The following is a 16,973-nucleotide window of genomic DNA, read 5'->3' as shown; positions in this document are numbered from 1 at the left end:
TCCGGGTAAGGACGAGGTTGCGAAGCTGATCGAGCATGGTGCTGTTGGTCAGGATCGCTATCGTGGCGTCCATACAGAGGCGTTCGGACTGTTGAAAGGCCTGTGCGGTGCCGGGCCATGGTCCGGACAGGCGTACCTCGGTGATCACCTCCGCATAGTGCGGTTCGTTGCAGGGGACCAGGGTTACGTGGGTGACCCTGGCATCGGCGGGGGTGTTCGTGAGGCGGTCGTCGGTCACCCACTCGAAACCTGCGGGATCGACTTCTTCGCCTGCCAGGAACAACGGCCGGACCGTAAACCCCTGCAGCTAGCCGAAATTGGTGCGGAACCACCCCAACAGATCCGCTTCCGACTTCACGCCCTCGTCCGGATCGTCCTTGGCCAGGGCGCACACATCGACCATGAGCCGGAATTCGTCGTGCACCGCCAGCAGGCAGGGGCGCGCGCCGAACGTGGCGTTCTCGTCGGTGTAGCAGAAGAAGCGGCCGACGGGGCCGGATGCCTTGCGCCACACGTCGTCCGCGCCGGAGCCACCGCACGCGTGTCCCGACACCTGCCCCAGCCCGGCTTGATATCCGAAGGTCATCGTCCGGTGGTCAGGGAAACCGAAGAACGTGGGAGCGGGGTCGCCGCGGTGGGTGGCGCAGTGGATCGCCGCTTCCGCCGTGCTACCCGCGGGCAGGTCCATGTGCTTGCAGGTCGAGGGTCCGAAATCGCCGGTCAGGTGATCGAGGACACGCCGATCGGCGGCGGTGAAGAAGTCCGGGTCGACCGTCTTCTCCTGCGGCAGGAAATGGTAGAGATGGTGCGACGCAACGTAATCGCGCGTCGGCTGGTCACTCGGGTCCGCCCAGATGTAGATACCCAGCGAGAGCTGGTCCTCGTCGGCCACGGCGAGCACCGGTTTGGGCGTCGCCGGGTCGTCGACGCGGCTGGTCAGGCATGCGTCCCGCCCCGCGGGCTTGCCGTCCACCACGAGGGGGCCGTCGTCGCCCGGCGGATCGTTCGGACAGTTCGTGGCGTCGTATGCCTCGACGACGAAATGCCGGTAGTAGTCCCGCAGGCCGTCGAGGGTTCGGAATCGGAAGAGGCGGGCGGCGGGGGCGTCCGTCCGGTCGTTGGCGTCGCAGGACACGATCGCCGTGGTGTCGGCGGCAGGCTCGCGGTGCACGCAATTGGTGCGCTTGTAGCCGATCAGGCCCGCGCTGGCCACCAGCTCCACATCCGCCGGGTTCAAGGCGGCGCGGTCGGGAACCGCGGTGCCGTCGGCGGGCCTGCCCGAGGCCATCCAGGCGACGAGAACCGTTGCCGCCGCGAGTATCACGGCGGCGATCAGCGCCGGGACGGCCAACCGGCGCGCCGTCCGCCGCAAGTTCCGCTTCGGCGGCCCGAGCGACCGCGCACCGCCGTCTTCGGCGAGCGGCCGGATTCGCGGCCCGTCTCCGGCTGTAGCGCCCTGCGGCACAACGGCTTCCGCGCTCGTGACGGTGTCATCGCCGATGGCCGCTTCCTGAGTCGGGAGCACCGGCAGTGCCACCTCCGCCTCGCCCCGCAGCGCCTCCTGCGCGGCGGCCGCGAACTCCCCCGCGCTGGCATACCGTGCGTCGGGGTCCTTCGCCAGCGCCCTGGCGATCACGGTGTCCATGGCCGACGGGATCTCCGGACGGAGCGTGCTCGGCCGCGGCGGCGGCTCGTTCATGTGCGCCCGCATGATCTCGCCGTCGGTCTCGGCCGGGAAGGGTCTGGCGCCGGTGAGGCATTCGTAGAGCACGCAGCCGAGGGCGTAGATGTCGGCGGACTGGGTCACCACGCGCGAGGTGAACCGCTCCGGCGACATGTAATGGAACGAACCGATCGCCGAACCGTCGGCGGTCAGGCCCTCGGCGGTGCTGGAGTGCGCGATGCCGAAGTCGACGAGATAGGCGAAGCCGTCGGGCGTGGTCAGGATGTTGTCGGGCTTGATGTCACGGTGCACCAGCTCGTCACCGTGCGCGGCGTCGAGAGCGGCGGCCACCTGCTTGATCAGTTCGACCGCGACGGCCGGTTCCAGCGGCGCGTGTTGCCGCAGTACCGCGCGCAGGTTCTCGCCTTCGACAAGGCGCATGTCGATGAAGAGGTGCCCGTCGATCTCGCCGTAGTCGTGGATCGGGATGACGTGCGGTTCCTTGAGCCGGGCCGCGGCGTGCGATTCGCGCCGGAACCGTTCGCGGTAGACGGGGTCTTCGGCGAGCCGCTCGGGCAGCACCTTGATCGCGACGACGCGATCCTTGCCGGTGTCGTAGGCCTCGAACACCTCGCCCATGCCGCCGCGACCGATCAGCCGGACCAGCCGGTACGGCCCGAATTCCGATCCGACCTCGAGTCTGCGCTGGTTCGTCATATCGATCCTCCGTGACGCGCATCGCTCCCGGACGGCGGCGCGGCCCCGTGCCGCGCGAGCCGTGGATCAGCCGCCGAACACCGCACACCCGTGGCCGACGTGCACGCCGGTGCCGACGGACACCGCGTAGTCGGCGGTGATGACGTCGTCGGGCGCCTGCACCACGCTGATCGTGTGCCTGCCCGGCGTCGCGGGCACCCACTTCAGCAGCGCGACCCCGCCGGTCGGCCGCACCGTGGCGAGCGGAATACCGTTGTCGTAGAAGTACACCGGCGAGACGGCGTCGGTGAGGAATGCCTCGATCGTGTAGCTACAGCCGGTGCCGAAATTGGTCGCGAGGCCGTAGCCGAGGTCGGGCAGAACACCGACTCCGGTCGCCGTGGCGCCCGCCGAGGGCGCGGCGGCCACGGCGATCGCGGCGGCGCCCGCACAGGCGCTCGCCATCACGGTGGCGCGAATCGGCCGCCGACGAGTATCGCGGTCAACGATCATCCTGTACCCCTTCCGGGACGCCGGCCCCTTCCGATGGTATCGCTCCGACACCGGCGGATTGCGCCATCCGCCGATCATGGTGGCCGTTCGCTCCGGCGAGCGCGCCGCGGCGCTGCGGTCAGTCGGTGGGGCCGCCCGCCACGTAGATGACCTGCCCGGAAACGAATCCGGCGCCCTCGCCGACCAGGAAGGAGACCGTGTTGGCGATGTCCTCCGGCTTGCCGGTGCGTCCGACCGGGATCTGCTTGGCGGCCGCCTCGCGGAACTGCTCGAAGGTCACGCCGAGCCGCTCGGCGGTGGCGGCGGTCATATCGGTCTCGATGAAGCCGGGGGCGATGGCGTTGACCGTCACGCCGAACTTGCCGAGCTCGATGGCCAGTGTCTTGGTGAAGCCCTGCATGCCTGCCTTCGCCGCGGAGTAGTTGGCCTGGCCGCGGTTGCCGAGCGCGGAGGTGCTCGACAGGTTGACGATGCGCCCCCACTTGGCCTCGGTCATGTACTTCTGCGCGGCGCGGCTCATCAGGAACGAGCCGCGCAGGTGCACGCTCAGCACCGAGTCCCAGTCGGCGACGCTCATCTTGAACAGCAGGTTGTCGCGGGTGATGCCCGCGTTGTTCACCAGCACCGTCGGCGCGCCGAGTTCGTCGGCGACACGCTGCACGGCGGCTCCGACGGACTGTTCGTCGGACACGTCGACGCCGACCGCGAGCGCCTTGCCACCCGCGGCCTCGATCTCCTCGACCACGGGCTTGCAGGCGGCCTCGTCCAGATCGAGGACCGCGACCGCGAACCCGTCCGCGGCGAGCTTGCGTGCGGTGGCGGCGCCGATGCCGCGGGCCGAACCGGTGACGATGGCCGTGCGAGAAGTCGGGGCGCTCATGGTTCTCCTGACTGTCGAGGGTGGTCCCGATTCGAGGGGACATCCATAAAATACAACTCGACCACTGCGTCTCCAATGAAATGGCGGCGGCTGTACGATTCACGTGGTGACCACTTCCTCGCGGCCCACCGCCACCCGCTCCCCCGGACGCCCGGCTTCGGCCACCCGCGAGCAGGTCATCGAACTCGCCCGCCGTGCTTTCCTGGCCGGTGAACGCGTCGACGTGCAGGCGATCGCCGCCGAGCTAGGGCTCAGCCGCGCCTCGGTCTACCGCTGGTACGGCTCGCGGGACGGTCTGCTCGGCGCCATGCTGCTCCAGGAATACGAGCAGATGATCGCCCGCGCCGACGCCAAGCGGCGGACCAGTGGCGCGGAGCGCATCCTCGAGGTGCTCGACCGCGTCGCCCGCTGGGAGGCCGTGAACGAGCCCTTCCGGCGCTACTTCGAGAACGAACCGATCTCGGGCCTGCGCATCCTCACCGCCAGCGACGGACCGGTCCAGCCGCGCGCGGTCGCGGCCGTCACCGAACTCATCGCCCGGGTCGAGGAGGAGGACGGCTACCGCCCACTCCTGGAACGAGAGCTGTTGGCGTACACGCTGGTTCGTTTGGGCGAGGCGTTCCTCTACACCGACACCGCCGCGGGCATCCGCAACGACGTGGACCGGCTGCGCGAGGTGCAGTCGGTGCTGCTCGGTCTCACCGAGCAATCCGGCGCCCCCGCCTGATCCGCGCCCGCGACACCGACCCGAACCCACGCGGGTGGGCCGTCCGCCATGCCGCGGAGCGACAGTGGCGCTGTGCGGCGTCGAAATGGTCTGTGGGCCCGTGAAAAGCCCGAGCCGGGCCGGGCGCGGTGTGGCAATCTACAACCCGACATCCGCACCCACGATCTTCGGGAGCCGACGATGGCACTTCGCAAGTGGCCCACCGCTTTCGGCGCGGTCGACTACGATCGGCTGCCCGCCGCGCTGGATCAGCTGGCGTGCGCGCACGCGCGCAGGGCGCTGGCCAGCACCGATTCGCGCGAACCGCTCGCGCTGATCGATCAGGCCGTCTCGATCGGCGCGTGCGCCGAGGCGCTGCTCAAGGCCGTCCTCGCCGCGATCGACATCCACCTCGTGCGCGGGCAGTCGGCGGGCATCGAGACGACGCTGACGCTGGCGGGGCTGCCGGAGCATCCGGACCGGCCGCTGCCCGACATGTGGACCGTGGGCGCGATCGAGGCCGCGCAGGTGCTGAACCGCGCCACACCCGCCGACGTTCGCCTACCGGAGGAACTGCTCGCGCGGATCGTCACGGTGCGCGACTCCGCCGTTCACATGGGCTTCGTGGACCGCGCCGAGAGCGAGCGCGCCCTCGCCGATCTGGTCGTTCTCGTCGATCGGGTGCTGTCGATTCGCCGCGGGCTCGGCCAGGACGCCGACTGGGCCGCCTTCTGGTCGCCGAAGCATCTCGAGCGAGCCGACACGATCCGGTGCGAGCGCATCGCACCGGTTGTCGAGCTGATCGAACTCAGTGAGGACAACCTCCCGCTCCTGCTCGACGCGGCCGTCGCCGACGCCGACCCGCTCGAGGTCATGGCGCCGGTGCCAGGTCCGCCCGGCTGGACCGAACAGCGGAAGCAGGCATTCCTCGCCTTTCACCGTGACCGCGCGCTGCACCCCACCTGCCCGAACGAACGCACCTTCGTCATCACGGCCGGGGGGCGGGTCGTCGGCGCGGCGCGGCTCGAACCGCACGGCGAGGAGGTCGAGGCGGGCGTGTGGATCGGCCGTTCGCATCGCGGCCAGGGCGTCGGCGGTCGGGTCGTAGCTCGGTTGCGCGAGCTCGCCGCCGGAACCGGCGCTCACCGCCTCACCGCCGTCACCACGCCGGACAACGCCGCGGCGCGGCGGCTCATCCACACCGGATTCGGTGCGCGGCCGCGCGTCGAGGGCGACGCGGTCACCGGCGCCGCGGAGTTGCGCTGATCTTCGCCGATCGACCTCAGTCGCCGCGTAGCTGGTCGAGCAGCACCGAGACGTGACTGTGCGACGGGTCCTTCGCCGCGGTCACCAGGGTGACGGGATGCTCGGCCGCCAGCTCGCGCAGCTCCTGGAGACCGCGCCGCTGCGGTTCGCCGGACAGTTCGGCCTCGTAACGCCGGGCGAACTCGGCGAAGTCGGCGGCGGAGTCGTGGTGGAACCAGGTGCGCAGCTCGTTCGAGGGAGTGATCTCCTTGTCCCACAGGTCGATTCGGGCCCGCTCTTTGCTGATGCCGCGCGGCCACAGCCGGTCGACCAGCACGCGGCGGCCGTCGTCGTCGCTCGGGTCCTCGTAGATCCGCTTGGTCCGGAACTCACTCACGTTCGCGTCCTTCCGCTGTGCCATCCGGTTCACTCCACGACGAGCACGATCAGTCTGCGCGGCCCGTGTACTCCGGGCGCCACGGCGTCGGCGGTCGCCGACGGGCCGCTGACCAGGATGGTCGAGCGGCGCGGGTCGAGCCGGTCCATGACCTCCGGCAGCGACGGCTGGATCTGTTCGGCTCGCACCACGCAGACGTGGCAGTCGGGCGCCAGGGTCGAGGGACGGCGGCTCTGCCCTTCACCACCGTCGAGCACGAGGACGCCGATATCGGCGGCCGCGGCCGCGCAGGTGGTGACCACCGCGTCGACCTGTTCCGTCTCGCTCGCCGTCGCCAGCGGACTGTCGGGAACGATGCGGTGCCCTTCCGCGGCCGCCCACCGAGCCAGCCATTCACCGGGTAATCCGTCGGGGGCGATCACCGAGCGCGCGCCGTGCTCACGCAGCGCGGCGTCCACCCGGTCCGGGATGGCCGCGGCGGTGATTCGGCGCAGCTGCGCACCGTGCTGTGCCAATCGCTCGGCGAGCAGATCGACCAGCTCGGCCAGGTCGCCGCGCTCGGGGCCGGAGCCCGGGCGGGCGGTGGCGCGCGGCACCGGTACCACCCGTTCGTCATCGGGTAGCTCGACCAGCGCGTCCCTGATCCTGCGCAGCAGATCCTCGCGAGAATTCACGTGCGCCACCATCCGCTCGTGTTCGCCCAATGTCCCACTCCCCCAGCGGTTTCCACCATCTCTCCGGCTCTTTCCGGATAGGCGTCGCGATAGTACCGCACGGAAGGGACCACCGCTCAGACTCCGGCTTCCACGGTTTGCCCGCCGCGATGCTCGATCGCGCCGAGAATCAACCCGCTGTCGTCGGCGTCGACGCGCACCGCATCACCCGGGCCGAGCTTTCCGTCCAGCAGCAGGCGAGACAGCTTGTTGTCGAGCTCTTTCTGCACCGTGCGGCGCAGCGGGCGGGCCCCGTACTCGGGCTGGTAGCCGTGCTCGGCGAGCCAGTCCACGGCGGGATCGGTGATGTCGAGGTCGATGTCCTGTGCGTGCAGCAGGCGGCGGGTGCCGTCCAGCACCAGATCCACGATGTTGCGCAGTTCCTGCCGGTCGAGACGGTGGAACACGATGGTCTCGTCGATCCGGTTGAGGAACTCGGGGCGGAAGTGCGCGCTCAGCCGATCCATCAGCTGCGGTGTGATCGCGTCGACATCGCCTTCGGGCGCGGAGAGGATCAGGTCGGAGCCGATGTTGCTGGTGTTGATGACGGCCCGCGCCTCCGCGGTCGGATCGCGGCTGTATTCGTCGAGCGTCGGCGTCTCGCTTTTCGCCGGTCGGCCGGTGGGGGCGGGCTTCGCGCCGGACAGCAGCACGTGGGCCGCCGGACTGTCGGTGAGGGAGGCGATACCGAGCAGGACGTGCTCGGGTCCGATATAGCTGCTGCCCGCTTCGGCCGCGCGGCGCTGAGCCGCCCGCAGGGCGAGCTTGGCGGCCGGGCTCAGGGTCACCGGCTCGTCGGCCTCCTCGGCGGGTTCGCCGGTGTCGCTGACGTCCCGCATCTGGTTGGCAACCTTGTCGGGGTCGTGGCCGAGTTCGGCGATGATGCTGCGACCGGGTTCCGCCTCGGTGGCCGCGTACAACAGATTCTCGGGGGTGACCTCGTGATTGCCCCAGTCCCGGGCCGTCTCGCGCGCGGTGGCGATCAGCAGTTTGGCGTTGTCGGTCATCAGCCGCCCGAGACCGGTGCGCTGCACGGGTGGCTGGGACATCATCCCCGAGCCGAAGAACCGCTGGAAGATGTCGTCGAACGAACTGATCGAACTGGGCCAACCCTCGGTCATGTCCACCTCGCTGCGTCGCGGCGCACGCTGTGCGCCAACGGGATAACGGACGGCGCCGGACGAGATGGCACCCCACTGGACTGCTCACGGTTCGCGCTCGTTCACATCGCGTCGCTGACGCCGGTGCGACCACGGGAAATCGAGCGCGCGCTCCCTGGCAACGTACCGCCGTTTCACAGGGGCTGGCAACCGCGCGGTTCGTGATCAAGTCGATACGGGCTAATCGGCCGCTACGTGCCGGGCGGACCTATCCTGCTGGCATGGCGACCGGCACCGGGCCTGTTCCGCCGCGGCCGGGCGACGGCCGTGATCGAGTGGTACCCATGTGCCGCACCCTCGCCGAACTCGACGCCTCGGTCGCCGATTGCTTCGCCTGCCCGCGCCTGGTGGCATGGCGGGAGCGGGTGGCGCGCGAGAAGCGCGCCGCCTTCCGCGACGAAACCTATTGGGGCCGACCGGTTCCCGGCTTCGGTCCGGACGACGCCCGGCTGCTGATCATCGGCCTCGCGCCCGCGGCGCACGGCGGAAATCGCACCGGGCGCATGTTCACCGGCGACCGCAGCGGGGACGTGCTCTACGCCGCCATGCACGCCGTCGGCCTCGCCAACCAGCCGACCTCGGTGCGCCGCGACGACGGGCTCGAGCTGCTCGGCGCCCGGGTCACCGCGCCCGTGCACTGCGCGCCGCCGGACAACAAACCGGCTCCCGACGAACGCGATCGGTGCCGCGGCTGGCTCGACCTCGAGCTCGGACTGCTGGCGCCGACGGTGCGTGCGGTCGTTGTGCTCGGCGCGTTCGGGTGGCAGGCGGCGCTGCCCGCGCTCGCCGAGGCAGGCTGGGTGGTGCCGCGCCCGCGCCCGAAGTTCGGCCACGGCGTGCGCTACACGCTGGCGCCCGCTGTCGCGAACCGCGCGGAACTGGAACTGTTCGGCTGCTACCACGTCAGCCAGCAGAACACTTTCACCGGACGATTGACCCCGGCGATGCTGGAGCAGGTGCTCGCCGAGGCGGCGACGGCCGCGGGACTGCACCCGCACCGGCCGCACTGAGATCGCCGACCCGGAAGGTCAGTTCACGCCGGGCGATTCCCGCGGCGGTGCAGGGTGAGCTGGAGCTCGAGGAGCAGTCGGTCGGCGGGGTCCGTCAGGCCGATGCCGGTGATGGACTCCGCGCGGCGCAGGCGGTAGCGCAGCGTGTTCGGGTGTACCCGCAGCGCGGCGGCCGCGCGGCGCACGTCGCCGTGCTCGCGCAGATAGCCCTCGACGCTCTCGCCGAGTTGCGAGCCGTGGTCGCGGTCGTAGTCGAACAGGGCACGCACGCGGGGGTCGCGCAGATCGTCGCGGGTGGCGAGCAGATCGAGGATCTCCCCGAGCAACACGGCGGTGCGGGATTCGGCGAGGGTGGTCACCCGGCCGCGCGGAAAGGTGGCGGCGGTGCTGTCCAGCACCCGATCGACCTCGGCGCGGGCGGCGGCCACCTCGGTGAGGTCGGCGACGGGAATGGCGATGCCCGCGCGCAGGACCGCGCCGCGGCCGGCCTCCAGCTGGTCGACCAGCTGCCGGGTCCACGCGATGACCGACGGCGCGGACCGGTATCCGGGCAGCAGCACATAGACGCGGTCGCCGAGCACGGTCGCGATCGAGTCGGGACGAAACGAACTCGCGTGCAACCGGATCACGCTGCCCAGCGCCGAATGCCGTTCCCTCGCGGGCGCATGCACGGCGAATCCGACGACGGCCGCAGGCCCGTGCACGGGGACGCGCAGCGCGCCCGCCACGGACGGTATGTCGACACCGGCGCCGTGCGCACCGAAAAGCCTTTGGAGCAGCAATGTTTCGGTGGACGGCGCGTCCAGGGCGCGCGCGATGATGCGGGCGGCGATGGCGGCGGCTCCGCACAGCACCTCCGCGGCGTCCGGCTTGAACGGCCGGTCACCCTGTTGCAACCAGATCGAGCCGAGTGTGCGCGACCCGCCGTCGACGGCCGTCGCGTGGATGCCGACGACCAAGCGGCGCTTGATGTTCAGCTCCTCGTGTGCGGGCAGGTCGATCACCTCGTCGCTGCGGCGCAGCCGGTCGAACACGCCCCAGTCGTGCAGCACCCGCAGGTAGTCGCGCGGGCCCTCGCGGCCGAGGATCGACAGGATGCGCAGTTCGTCGGCCGAGTCGTCGGAGGCCGAATAGGCGAGCACGTGCGAATGCGGGTCCTCGATGGAGACCATGCCGCCCGCGTTCTGCGCGACGATCTGGGCCAGCCCGAACAGGTCGGTGTCGGTGGTGAGCGGGTCGTCGGCGGGCCCGCCACCCGCCGCCCGGTCGAGGACGCGGCGGACCTGCGCCAGCACCGCGTCCCAGCGCGCCTTGTGGTGCACCACGACCACCGCGACTCGCGACCGGCGGGCGGCGCCGCGCACCGAAGCCGACTCGGCGGTCGATTTGAGCAGCACTACGCGCGGGCGCTGCTCGGGCGGGCGCGCGGCCAGCTCCCCCAGCCAGCGCCGCACCGCCGACTCCCGCACACCCACCAGCAACGCCATGTCCGCCGGCGTCGCGGGCGTCTCGCCGAGATCGTCGCTGTCCAGCAGCGCCACCGAGCCGATCCCGACCGCGTCGCCGTCGGGCGCCTCGACCAGATCGATGACGGTGCTGTCGAGCGCGTCGAGCAGTTCGCGCAGCGGCACGCCCTCCCGCCGGCCCGGTTCCTCGGTGACCACGCTCACACCTTTCGTTCCGCTCGGCTTCGGCCGATCGGACAACAACTCGGTTCCATCTTTGTCCTATCGGCCGATCCTGCGCCGGGCTTTCCCGGAGTTGACTGCGCTGACCAGCTCCGACCAGGCAGGAGGATCCATGGACGCCATCGCGACCACGCCCACGCCCGTCAACGAACCGGTCGGCAGCTTCGCCCCCGGTACACCCGAACGGGAGCGGCTGCGCGCCGAACTGGCCCGGCTCACGGCGACACCGACCGAGGTGCACCACGTCATCGGCGGCCGACACCGCCGCACGGCGGGCCCGATCGTCGAGGTGGTGCAGCCGCATCGGCACGCCTCGGTACTCGGCACCGTCACGTTCGCCGAGCACCGCGATGTGCAGGACGCCATCGAGGCCGCCACCGCGGCCGCGCCGGGTTGGCGCGCGCTGTCGTTCGAGGACCGGGCGGCGGTATTCCTGCGCGCCGCCGATCTGCTCGCCGGGCCGTGGCGCGAAACCCTCGCCGCCGCGACGATGCTCGGCCAATCCAAGACGGCGTACCAGGCCGAGATCGACACACCGTGCGAGCTGGTGGACTTCTGGCGCTTCAACGTGCATTTCGCGCGCCAGATCCTGGCCGAGCAGCCGATCTCCACGCCGGGCGTCTGGAACCGGCTGGAATACCGTCCGCTGGAGGGCTTCGTCTACGCGATCACCCCGTTCAACTTCACCGCCATCGCGGGCAACCTGCCCACCGCGCCCGCGCTGATGGGCAATACCGTGCTGTGGAAGCCCGCGCCGACGCAGGCGGTGGCCGCGTACTGGACCATGAAGCTGCTGGAGGCGGCCGGGTTGCCGCCCGGCGTGATCAACCTGGTGCACGGGGCGGGCCCCGAGGTCTCGGAGGTGGCGCTGGCCGACGCGCGCCTGGCCGGTGTGCATTTCACCGGATCCACCGCGACCTTCCGGCACCTGTGGCGCACCGTCGCGACGAATCTCGAGCGCTACCAAGGATATCCGCGCCTGGTCGGCGAGACCGGCGGCAAGGACTTCGTGCTCGCGCACAGCTCCGCCGATCCGGACGTGCTCACCACGGCGCTGATCCGCGGCGCGTTCGACTATCAGGGCCAGAAGTGCTCGGCCGCCTCGCGCGCGTTCGTCCCCGCCTCGGTGTGGGCGAGGATGGGCGTCGATTTCATCGACAAGGTCGGCGCGCTGACCTACGGCGACGTCACCGATTTCGGCAATTTCGGCGGCGCGCTCATCGATCGGCGCGCCTTCGACAAGAACGCCGACGCCATCGCCCGCGCGAAGGCGACGCCGGGGCTGACCATCGCCGCGGGCGGCCGAACCGACGACAGCGTGGGCTATTTCGTCGATCCAACCGTGCTGCTCGGCGACGATCCGGCCGACGAGGCGTTCCGCACCGAGTACTTCGGACCGATCCTGGCCGTGCACGTCTACGACGACTCGGCGCCCGGATCCTTCGACGCGGCAATGGAACTCGTCGACCGCGGGACGGCCTACGGCCTCACCGGCTCGATCGTCGCCGACGACCGCGCGGCCGTCGCCGCGGCCACCGACCGGCTGCGCTTCGCGGCGGGCAATTTCTACGTCAACGACAAACCCACCGGCGCGGTGGTCGGCCAGCAACCGTTCGGCGGCGCCCGCGCGTCGGGCACCGACGACAAGGCGGGATCACCGCAGAACCTGCTGCGCTGGACCTCTGCTCGCACCATCAAGGAGACCTTCGTGCCGCCCACCGAGCACCGTTATCCGCACCAGGCACCGACGCCCGGCACCGAGACGGAGGTGCAGTGATGCCCGCCGGACGGCTACGGCCCGCGCTGCTCGCGGCCGCTCGCTCGCCGCGGTTGGAGCGCGGCGTCACGCGGATGCGCGCCACCCGCTCGCTGGTCGATCGTTTCGTGGCCGGGTCGACCGAACCGCAAGCCATCGCCGCGGCCGAAGCGCTCCGGAGCTCCGGCCGGTTCGTCACCATCGACTACCTGGGCGAGGACACCACCGACCCGGCCCAGGCGCGCAACACCGTGGCACACTATCGCGAACTGTTCGCGGCGCTCGCTGAGGCGTTCGCCGCCGCGGAGCCGGGAACCGCTCGGCCGCTGGAGGTTTCGCTGAAGCTCTCGGCGCTCGGTCAGTCCCTGCCGCACGACGGCCACCGGATCGCCCTCGACCACGCCCGCGAGATCTGCGCCGCCGCCGACGCGGCGGGCGTCGCGGTCACCGTCGACGCCGAGGACCACACCACCACCGATTCGACGCTGGCGATCGTGCGAGACCTGCGCGCGGACTTTCCCGGCACCGGCACCGTGCTACAGGCGTACCTGCGGCGCACCGAGGCCGACTGCCGCGAGTTCGCGGGGCCGGGTTCGCGGATCCGGCTGTGCAAGGGCGCGTACCGGGAGCCGGAGTCGGTGGCGTATCAGTCGGCCGCCGAGGTGGACGCCGCCTACCTGCGGTGCCTGCGCATCCTGATGGACGGCGCGGGTTATCCGATGGTGGCCACCCACGACCCGGCGATGATCGAGGCCGCGCAGCGCTACGCCGACACTGTCGACCGTAAGGCGGACGAGTTCGAGTTCCAGATGCTCTACGGCATCCGCGACGTCGAGCAGCGCCGCCTCGCCGAGGACCGGCGCCAGGTGCGCGTCTATCTGCCCTACGGCGACCAGTGGTACGGCTACTTCATGCGCAGGCTCGCCGAACGGCCCGCCAACCTGGCGTTCTTCCTGCGCGCGCTGGCTCCGGCCAACCGGCGCTGAGCCCGCCGCGCCCCGCCCGGCGTTGTCCGATCGGCCAAGCCTGGTCGAACATTATTTATCCAACTCACCGATCACACCGCGTTCGTGGTCCGATTAGCTGACAGCCACCAGTGTGATCCGCGTTACGGCGCACGCCCCGCGACCCGGGGCGTGCCGAGCCGAACGCAGCGGAGAAAGGAAGCCGCATGTCCCTCGCGGAGTTGCGCCACCAGATGTTGCGCCGCAAGCCCCTCGTCGAAGTCGAGGACGAGACGCCCACCGACGAACGGTTGGCCAAACACCTCGGCGTGTGGCAGCTCACCGCGATCGGCGTCGGCGGCATCATCGGCGCGGGCATCTTCACCCTCGCGGGCAGCGTCGCCAACAAGACCACCGGTCCGGCCGTGCTGCTGTCCTTCCTGGTGGCGGGCCTGGCCAGCGCGGCGGCGGCGCTGTGTTACGCGGAATTCGCCGGCATGGTGCCCAAGGCCGGATCGGCCTACACCTACGGCTACGTCTCGCTCGGCGAGTTCGTCGGCTGGTTCATCGGCTGGGATCTGCTGCTGGAGTACATCGCCGTCGCGGCGGTCGTCGCGATCGGCGTCTCCGGATACTTCGGATTCCTGCTCGATCAGGTGGGCATCACGCTGCCGGATTGGATGCTCGGCGCCTCCGGGACCGGCGAAGGCCACGTAGTCGACGTGTTCGCGATGGTGTTCTGCCTCGGCACGGCGTGGGTGCTGTCCCGCGGCATCCGCAGCGTCGGCCGGTTCGAGACGGTGGCCGTCGGCATCAAGGTCGCCCTTGTGCTGCTGATCATCGTGCTCGGCGTCTTCCAGATCGACAGCGCGAACTACACCCCCTACTTCCCGTACGGCACGGGCGCGGTGATGACCGGCGCGGCCACCGTGTTCTTCGCGGTGTTCGGCTACGACGCCATGAGCACCGCGGCCGAGGAGTCGGTCGACGGCAAGAAGCACCTGCCCAAGGCGATCCTCTACTCGCTGGCCATCGCGATGGTGCTGTACGTGCTGGCCACCCTGGTGCTCACCGGCATGCAGAAGTACACCGAAATCGATCCGGAGAGCGGCTTTTCCACCGCCTTCGAGTCCGTCGGCATGCCAGGCATCGCCAACGTCATCGCGGTCGGCGCCATCGTCGGCATCATCACGGTGGTGCTCACCTTCATGCTCGGGGTGACCCGGGTGTGGTACTCGATGAGCCGCGACGGCCTGCTGCCCGAATGGTTCGCCAAGACCCATCCGGAGCGCAAAGTGCCGACCCGCGTGACGTGGATCGTCGGCGTCGGCTCGGCCGTCCTCGCCGGACTGCTGCCGATCGACCTGGTCGCCGAGCTCACCAACATCGGCATCCTCAGCGCGTTCGTGGTGGTCTGTGTAGCCGTGCTGGTCTTCCGCTACACCCGGCCCGAGGTGCCGCGCACCTTCCGGCTGCCGTTCATGCCGGTCGTCCCGATCGTCGGCGTGGTGTTCTCGGTGTGGCTGATCCTGTCGCTGCCGTGGGAGACCTGGGTGCGCTTCGGGGTCTGGCTGGTGATCGGCCTGGTGATCTATTTCGGGTACTCGCGCACCCACTCCAAGCTCCAGCAGACCGGTCCCGCCGCGCCGCCGCCGGCCGGCGAGCACGCTCGGGCGTAGCCTGCCCGTCCGAGGCGAGCCTGCCGCGCGCGGGTCATCCGAGCAGATGCGGCGGGGTCACGGCCGGAGGCGCTTTGCGCACGAAGTCCCGCCGCAGCGCGTGATACGGCTCGCCAGGAGCGAAGAAGTTGCGGTGCATCCTGGCCAGCTCCGCGCCGCGATAGGCGTCCAACGGTTTGGTCATCTCGTCGGCGGCGCGGCGTTGCTTCTTCGCCACAAGGCGCTGCGCCAGCTCCGCGCCGCCCGCCAGACGCGCTGCCTCTCGCCGTGTCGAGTCCGAGAAGGTCTCGGCATCGCCGGGTACGACGCGGTCCACCAGACCGAGTGCCGCGGCCGCACCGGCTCCCACCGGGAGCGCCTCCCGCATCAGGCGATCGGCCTCGGTCGCGGCGACGCGCCGGGGCAACAGATAGGTCCAGTACTCCGAGCCGTGCAGGCCCATCAGCCGATAGTGCGGGTTCAACACCACCGACTCTCGGCACCACACTTCGTCCGCGGCCAATGCCAGCATCACGCCGCCCGCCGCCGCGTTGCCCGCCAGCGCCGAGATCACGACCTTGTCCGTGGTGGTGAGGATCGCCTCCACCACGTCGTTCATCGCGGTGATGTTGAGCCAGGATTCGACCGCCGGGTCGTCGGCCGCCTCGATGACGTTCAGGTGGATGCCGTTGGAGAAGAGGTCGCGCGGCGAGCCGAGCACGAGCACGTCGATCGGTCGCGCACAGGCCTGCCGGTAGGCCGACAGCAGCGCGCGGCACTGGCGGGCGCTCATCGCGCCGCCGGGAAAGGAGAACTCGAGGTAGCCGACGGCACTGTCCTCCCAGTAGCGCAGCTCGGACCAGGTGTCCCGGATCGTGGCCGCCGCGGGTGACACGGGCACTTCCCTGACCGACGCGGGCAACCCGGAACCGAGCGCGTCGGTCGCGGGCCGCTTGAACGTCGGCGGGCCGCCTGCCTCCCGGCGCGGACGTAGCTGCGGCACCCACACCGCGCCGTCGACGGTCGCCAGGCAGATCGCGCAGGCACGGGTGGCGATGATCGTGCCGGGACGGCCACGCAGCCGATCCTCGTGATGGCCACCGTGCAGGTAGAACTCCTGGCCGCACAGCTCGTCCAGGACGCCCGGTTGCGAATCGGCGGCGCGTAACTTCCGCAGCACGACCGTCGTGTCGTCGGAAGCCCAGTCGATCCGGCGGTATCGCTGATCGTGATAGGGCCGAAGCCGTCCCCTGGCATCGGACCGGACGCGGCCCAGTGGCTCCGGCTGGAAACGGCCGCCTGCGAACCGGGCGAGCGCGAGCAGCACGGCCCGCACCGCGGCATCGGCGACGTCGGTGCGATAGAGCTCGCTCTTGCCGCAGGCCGCGACGGTGAACGGCACCGAAGCCCAGATCGGTCCCGCGTCGAACTCCGCCACCGCCTGAAGCACTGTCACAGCCCACTCGCGTTCGCCGTCGTGAATTGCCCAATCGAGAGAGGAGGGCCCGCGGTCACCGATGGGTCCCGGGTGCACGATCAGGACGGTGTGCGCGGACCAGATGTCCTCGGGGATCGCGGTGGTGAGCATCGGCGCCAGGATCAATTCCGGCTGGAAGGCCGCCACCCCCGCCCGCAACAATTCGTCGCCGAGCGCCAATTCGACGCCGACGTGGTGGTCGCGGGCACGCAGTTCGGCGTGGACGCGCTGGGTGAGACTATTGAATGCATTGGCCACCAACAGAATTCGCAAGACACCCTCCATCGCATGTAGAGAGCTTTACGTCTTCCCCGGAAAACACTCGGTGCGAAATTCGCACGGCACTCGTCGAGGTACTTCCCGGACCACCGCCACCATTTCTCGGACACGAACGACAATCCAAAAGCGCAAGCCATTATCACTCGAGTCGATTCGACCGGCCCGCAATTCCGCGATTCGACCTCCCG

Annotated in this window: 14 protein-coding genes; 6 read left to right on the top strand and 8 right to left on the bottom strand. The window is 70.2% G+C overall.

Annotated features, from left to right (window positions below):
• Positions 1-307 precede the first annotated feature (307 nt).
• The 3 genes from ACRWNM_RS20840 to fabG form a co-directional block, all read right to left on the bottom strand.
• Positions 308-2,380, bottom strand: coding sequence for a serine/threonine-protein kinase (locus ACRWNM_RS20840; RefSeq protein WP_431969718.1), 2,073 nt, complete (start codon positions 2,378-2,380; stop codon positions 308-310).
• Between the two features lie 66 nt (positions 2,381-2,446).
• On the bottom strand, positions 2,447-2,872 hold the full coding sequence (locus ACRWNM_RS20835) for a hypothetical protein (protein ID WP_431969717.1): 426 nt from the start codon (positions 2,870-2,872) through the stop codon (positions 2,447-2,449).
• A gap of 118 nt (positions 2,873-2,990) precedes the next feature.
• Positions 2,991-3,752 (bottom strand): 3-oxoacyl-ACP reductase FabG, encoded by a 762-nt coding sequence (gene fabG / locus ACRWNM_RS20830; protein ID WP_431969716.1) that lies wholly within the window; start codon positions 3,750-3,752, stop codon positions 2,991-2,993.
• 106 nt (positions 3,753-3,858) lie between these two features.
• Here fabG and ACRWNM_RS20825 point away from each other — a divergent pair, with 106 nt between their 5' ends.
• Together ACRWNM_RS20825 and ACRWNM_RS20820 are read left to right on the top strand one after the other, a co-directional pair.
• Positions 3,859-4,479, top strand: coding sequence for a QsdR family transcriptional regulator (locus tag ACRWNM_RS20825; RefSeq protein WP_431969715.1), 621 nt, complete (start codon positions 3,859-3,861; stop codon positions 4,477-4,479).
• Between the two features lie 180 nt (positions 4,480-4,659).
• On the top strand, positions 4,660-5,724 hold the full coding sequence (locus ACRWNM_RS20820; protein WP_431969714.1) for a GNAT family N-acetyltransferase: 1,065 nt from the start codon (positions 4,660-4,662) through the stop codon (positions 5,722-5,724).
• 16 nt (positions 5,725-5,740) lie between these two features.
• Here ACRWNM_RS20820 and ACRWNM_RS20815 read toward each other — a convergent pair whose 3' ends face one another.
• The 3 genes from ACRWNM_RS20815 to ACRWNM_RS20805 all read right to left on the bottom strand — a co-directional run bounded on the left by ACRWNM_RS20815 (position 5,741) and on the right by ACRWNM_RS20805 (position 7,934).
• The gene (locus ACRWNM_RS20815; RefSeq protein ID WP_431969713.1) at positions 5,741-6,124 is read right to left on the bottom strand and encodes a DUF488 domain-containing protein; all 384 of its coding nucleotides are present in this window, start codon (positions 6,122-6,124) and stop codon (positions 5,741-5,743) included.
• A gap of 5 nt (positions 6,125-6,129) precedes the next feature.
• Positions 6,130-6,774: a LutC/YkgG family protein gene (locus tag ACRWNM_RS20810; RefSeq protein ID WP_431969712.1), complete on the bottom strand. Its 645-nt coding sequence runs from the start codon at positions 6,772-6,774 to the stop codon at positions 6,130-6,132.
• 116 nt (positions 6,775-6,890) lie between these two features.
• Entirely contained in the window at positions 6,891-7,934 is a 1,044-nt protein-coding gene (locus ACRWNM_RS20805) for a Clp protease N-terminal domain-containing protein (protein ID WP_431969711.1), read from the bottom strand.
• A gap of 323 nt (positions 7,935-8,257) precedes the next feature.
• Here ACRWNM_RS20805 and ACRWNM_RS20800 point away from each other — a divergent pair, with 323 nt between their 5' ends.
• Positions 8,258-8,983, top strand: a complete 726-nt coding sequence (locus tag ACRWNM_RS20800) for a uracil-DNA glycosylase (protein WP_431969801.1) — start codon at positions 8,258-8,260, stop codon at positions 8,981-8,983.
• A gap of 23 nt (positions 8,984-9,006) precedes the next feature.
• On the opposite strand, the gene ACRWNM_RS20795 is transcribed toward ACRWNM_RS20800, so the two are convergent.
• Positions 9,007-10,647 (bottom strand): PucR family transcriptional regulator, encoded by a 1,641-nt coding sequence (locus ACRWNM_RS20795; protein WP_431969710.1) that lies wholly within the window; start codon positions 10,645-10,647, stop codon positions 9,007-9,009.
• A 136-nt stretch (positions 10,648-10,783) separates the two neighbouring features.
• On the opposite strand from ACRWNM_RS20795, the gene pruA reads away from it, so the two are divergent.
• The 3 genes from pruA to ACRWNM_RS20780 all read left to right on the top strand — a co-directional run bounded on the left by pruA (position 10,784) and on the right by ACRWNM_RS20780 (position 15,050).
• On the top strand, positions 10,784-12,448 hold the full coding sequence (pruA, locus tag ACRWNM_RS20790) for an L-glutamate gamma-semialdehyde dehydrogenase (protein WP_431969709.1): 1,665 nt from the start codon (positions 10,784-10,786) through the stop codon (positions 12,446-12,448).
• Positions 12,448-13,413, top strand: coding sequence for a proline dehydrogenase family protein (locus tag ACRWNM_RS20785; RefSeq protein ID WP_431969708.1), 966 nt, complete (start codon positions 12,448-12,450; stop codon positions 13,411-13,413). The genes pruA and ACRWNM_RS20785 overlap by 1 nt, the downstream gene beginning before the upstream one ends.
• A 185-nt stretch (positions 13,414-13,598) precedes the next feature.
• Entirely contained in the window at positions 13,599-15,050 is a 1,452-nt protein-coding gene (locus ACRWNM_RS20780) for an amino acid permease (protein WP_431969707.1), read from the top strand.
• 34 nt (positions 15,051-15,084) lie between these two features.
• Here the strand turns inward: ACRWNM_RS20780 and ACRWNM_RS20775 are convergent, their stop codons facing one another.
• Complete coding sequence (locus tag ACRWNM_RS20775) at positions 15,085-16,779, bottom strand: enoyl-CoA hydratase-related protein (RefSeq protein WP_431969706.1); 1,695 nt, start codon at positions 16,777-16,779, stop codon at positions 15,085-15,087.
• Between the last annotated feature and the right edge of the window lie 194 nt (positions 16,780-16,973).

It is taken from the genome of Nocardia sp. bgisy134, from assembly GCF_965341865.1.
GTDB lineage: Bacteria > Actinomycetota > Actinomycetes > Mycobacteriales > Mycobacteriaceae > Nocardia.
This window is presented reverse-complemented; position numbering and strand designations above follow the sequence as displayed.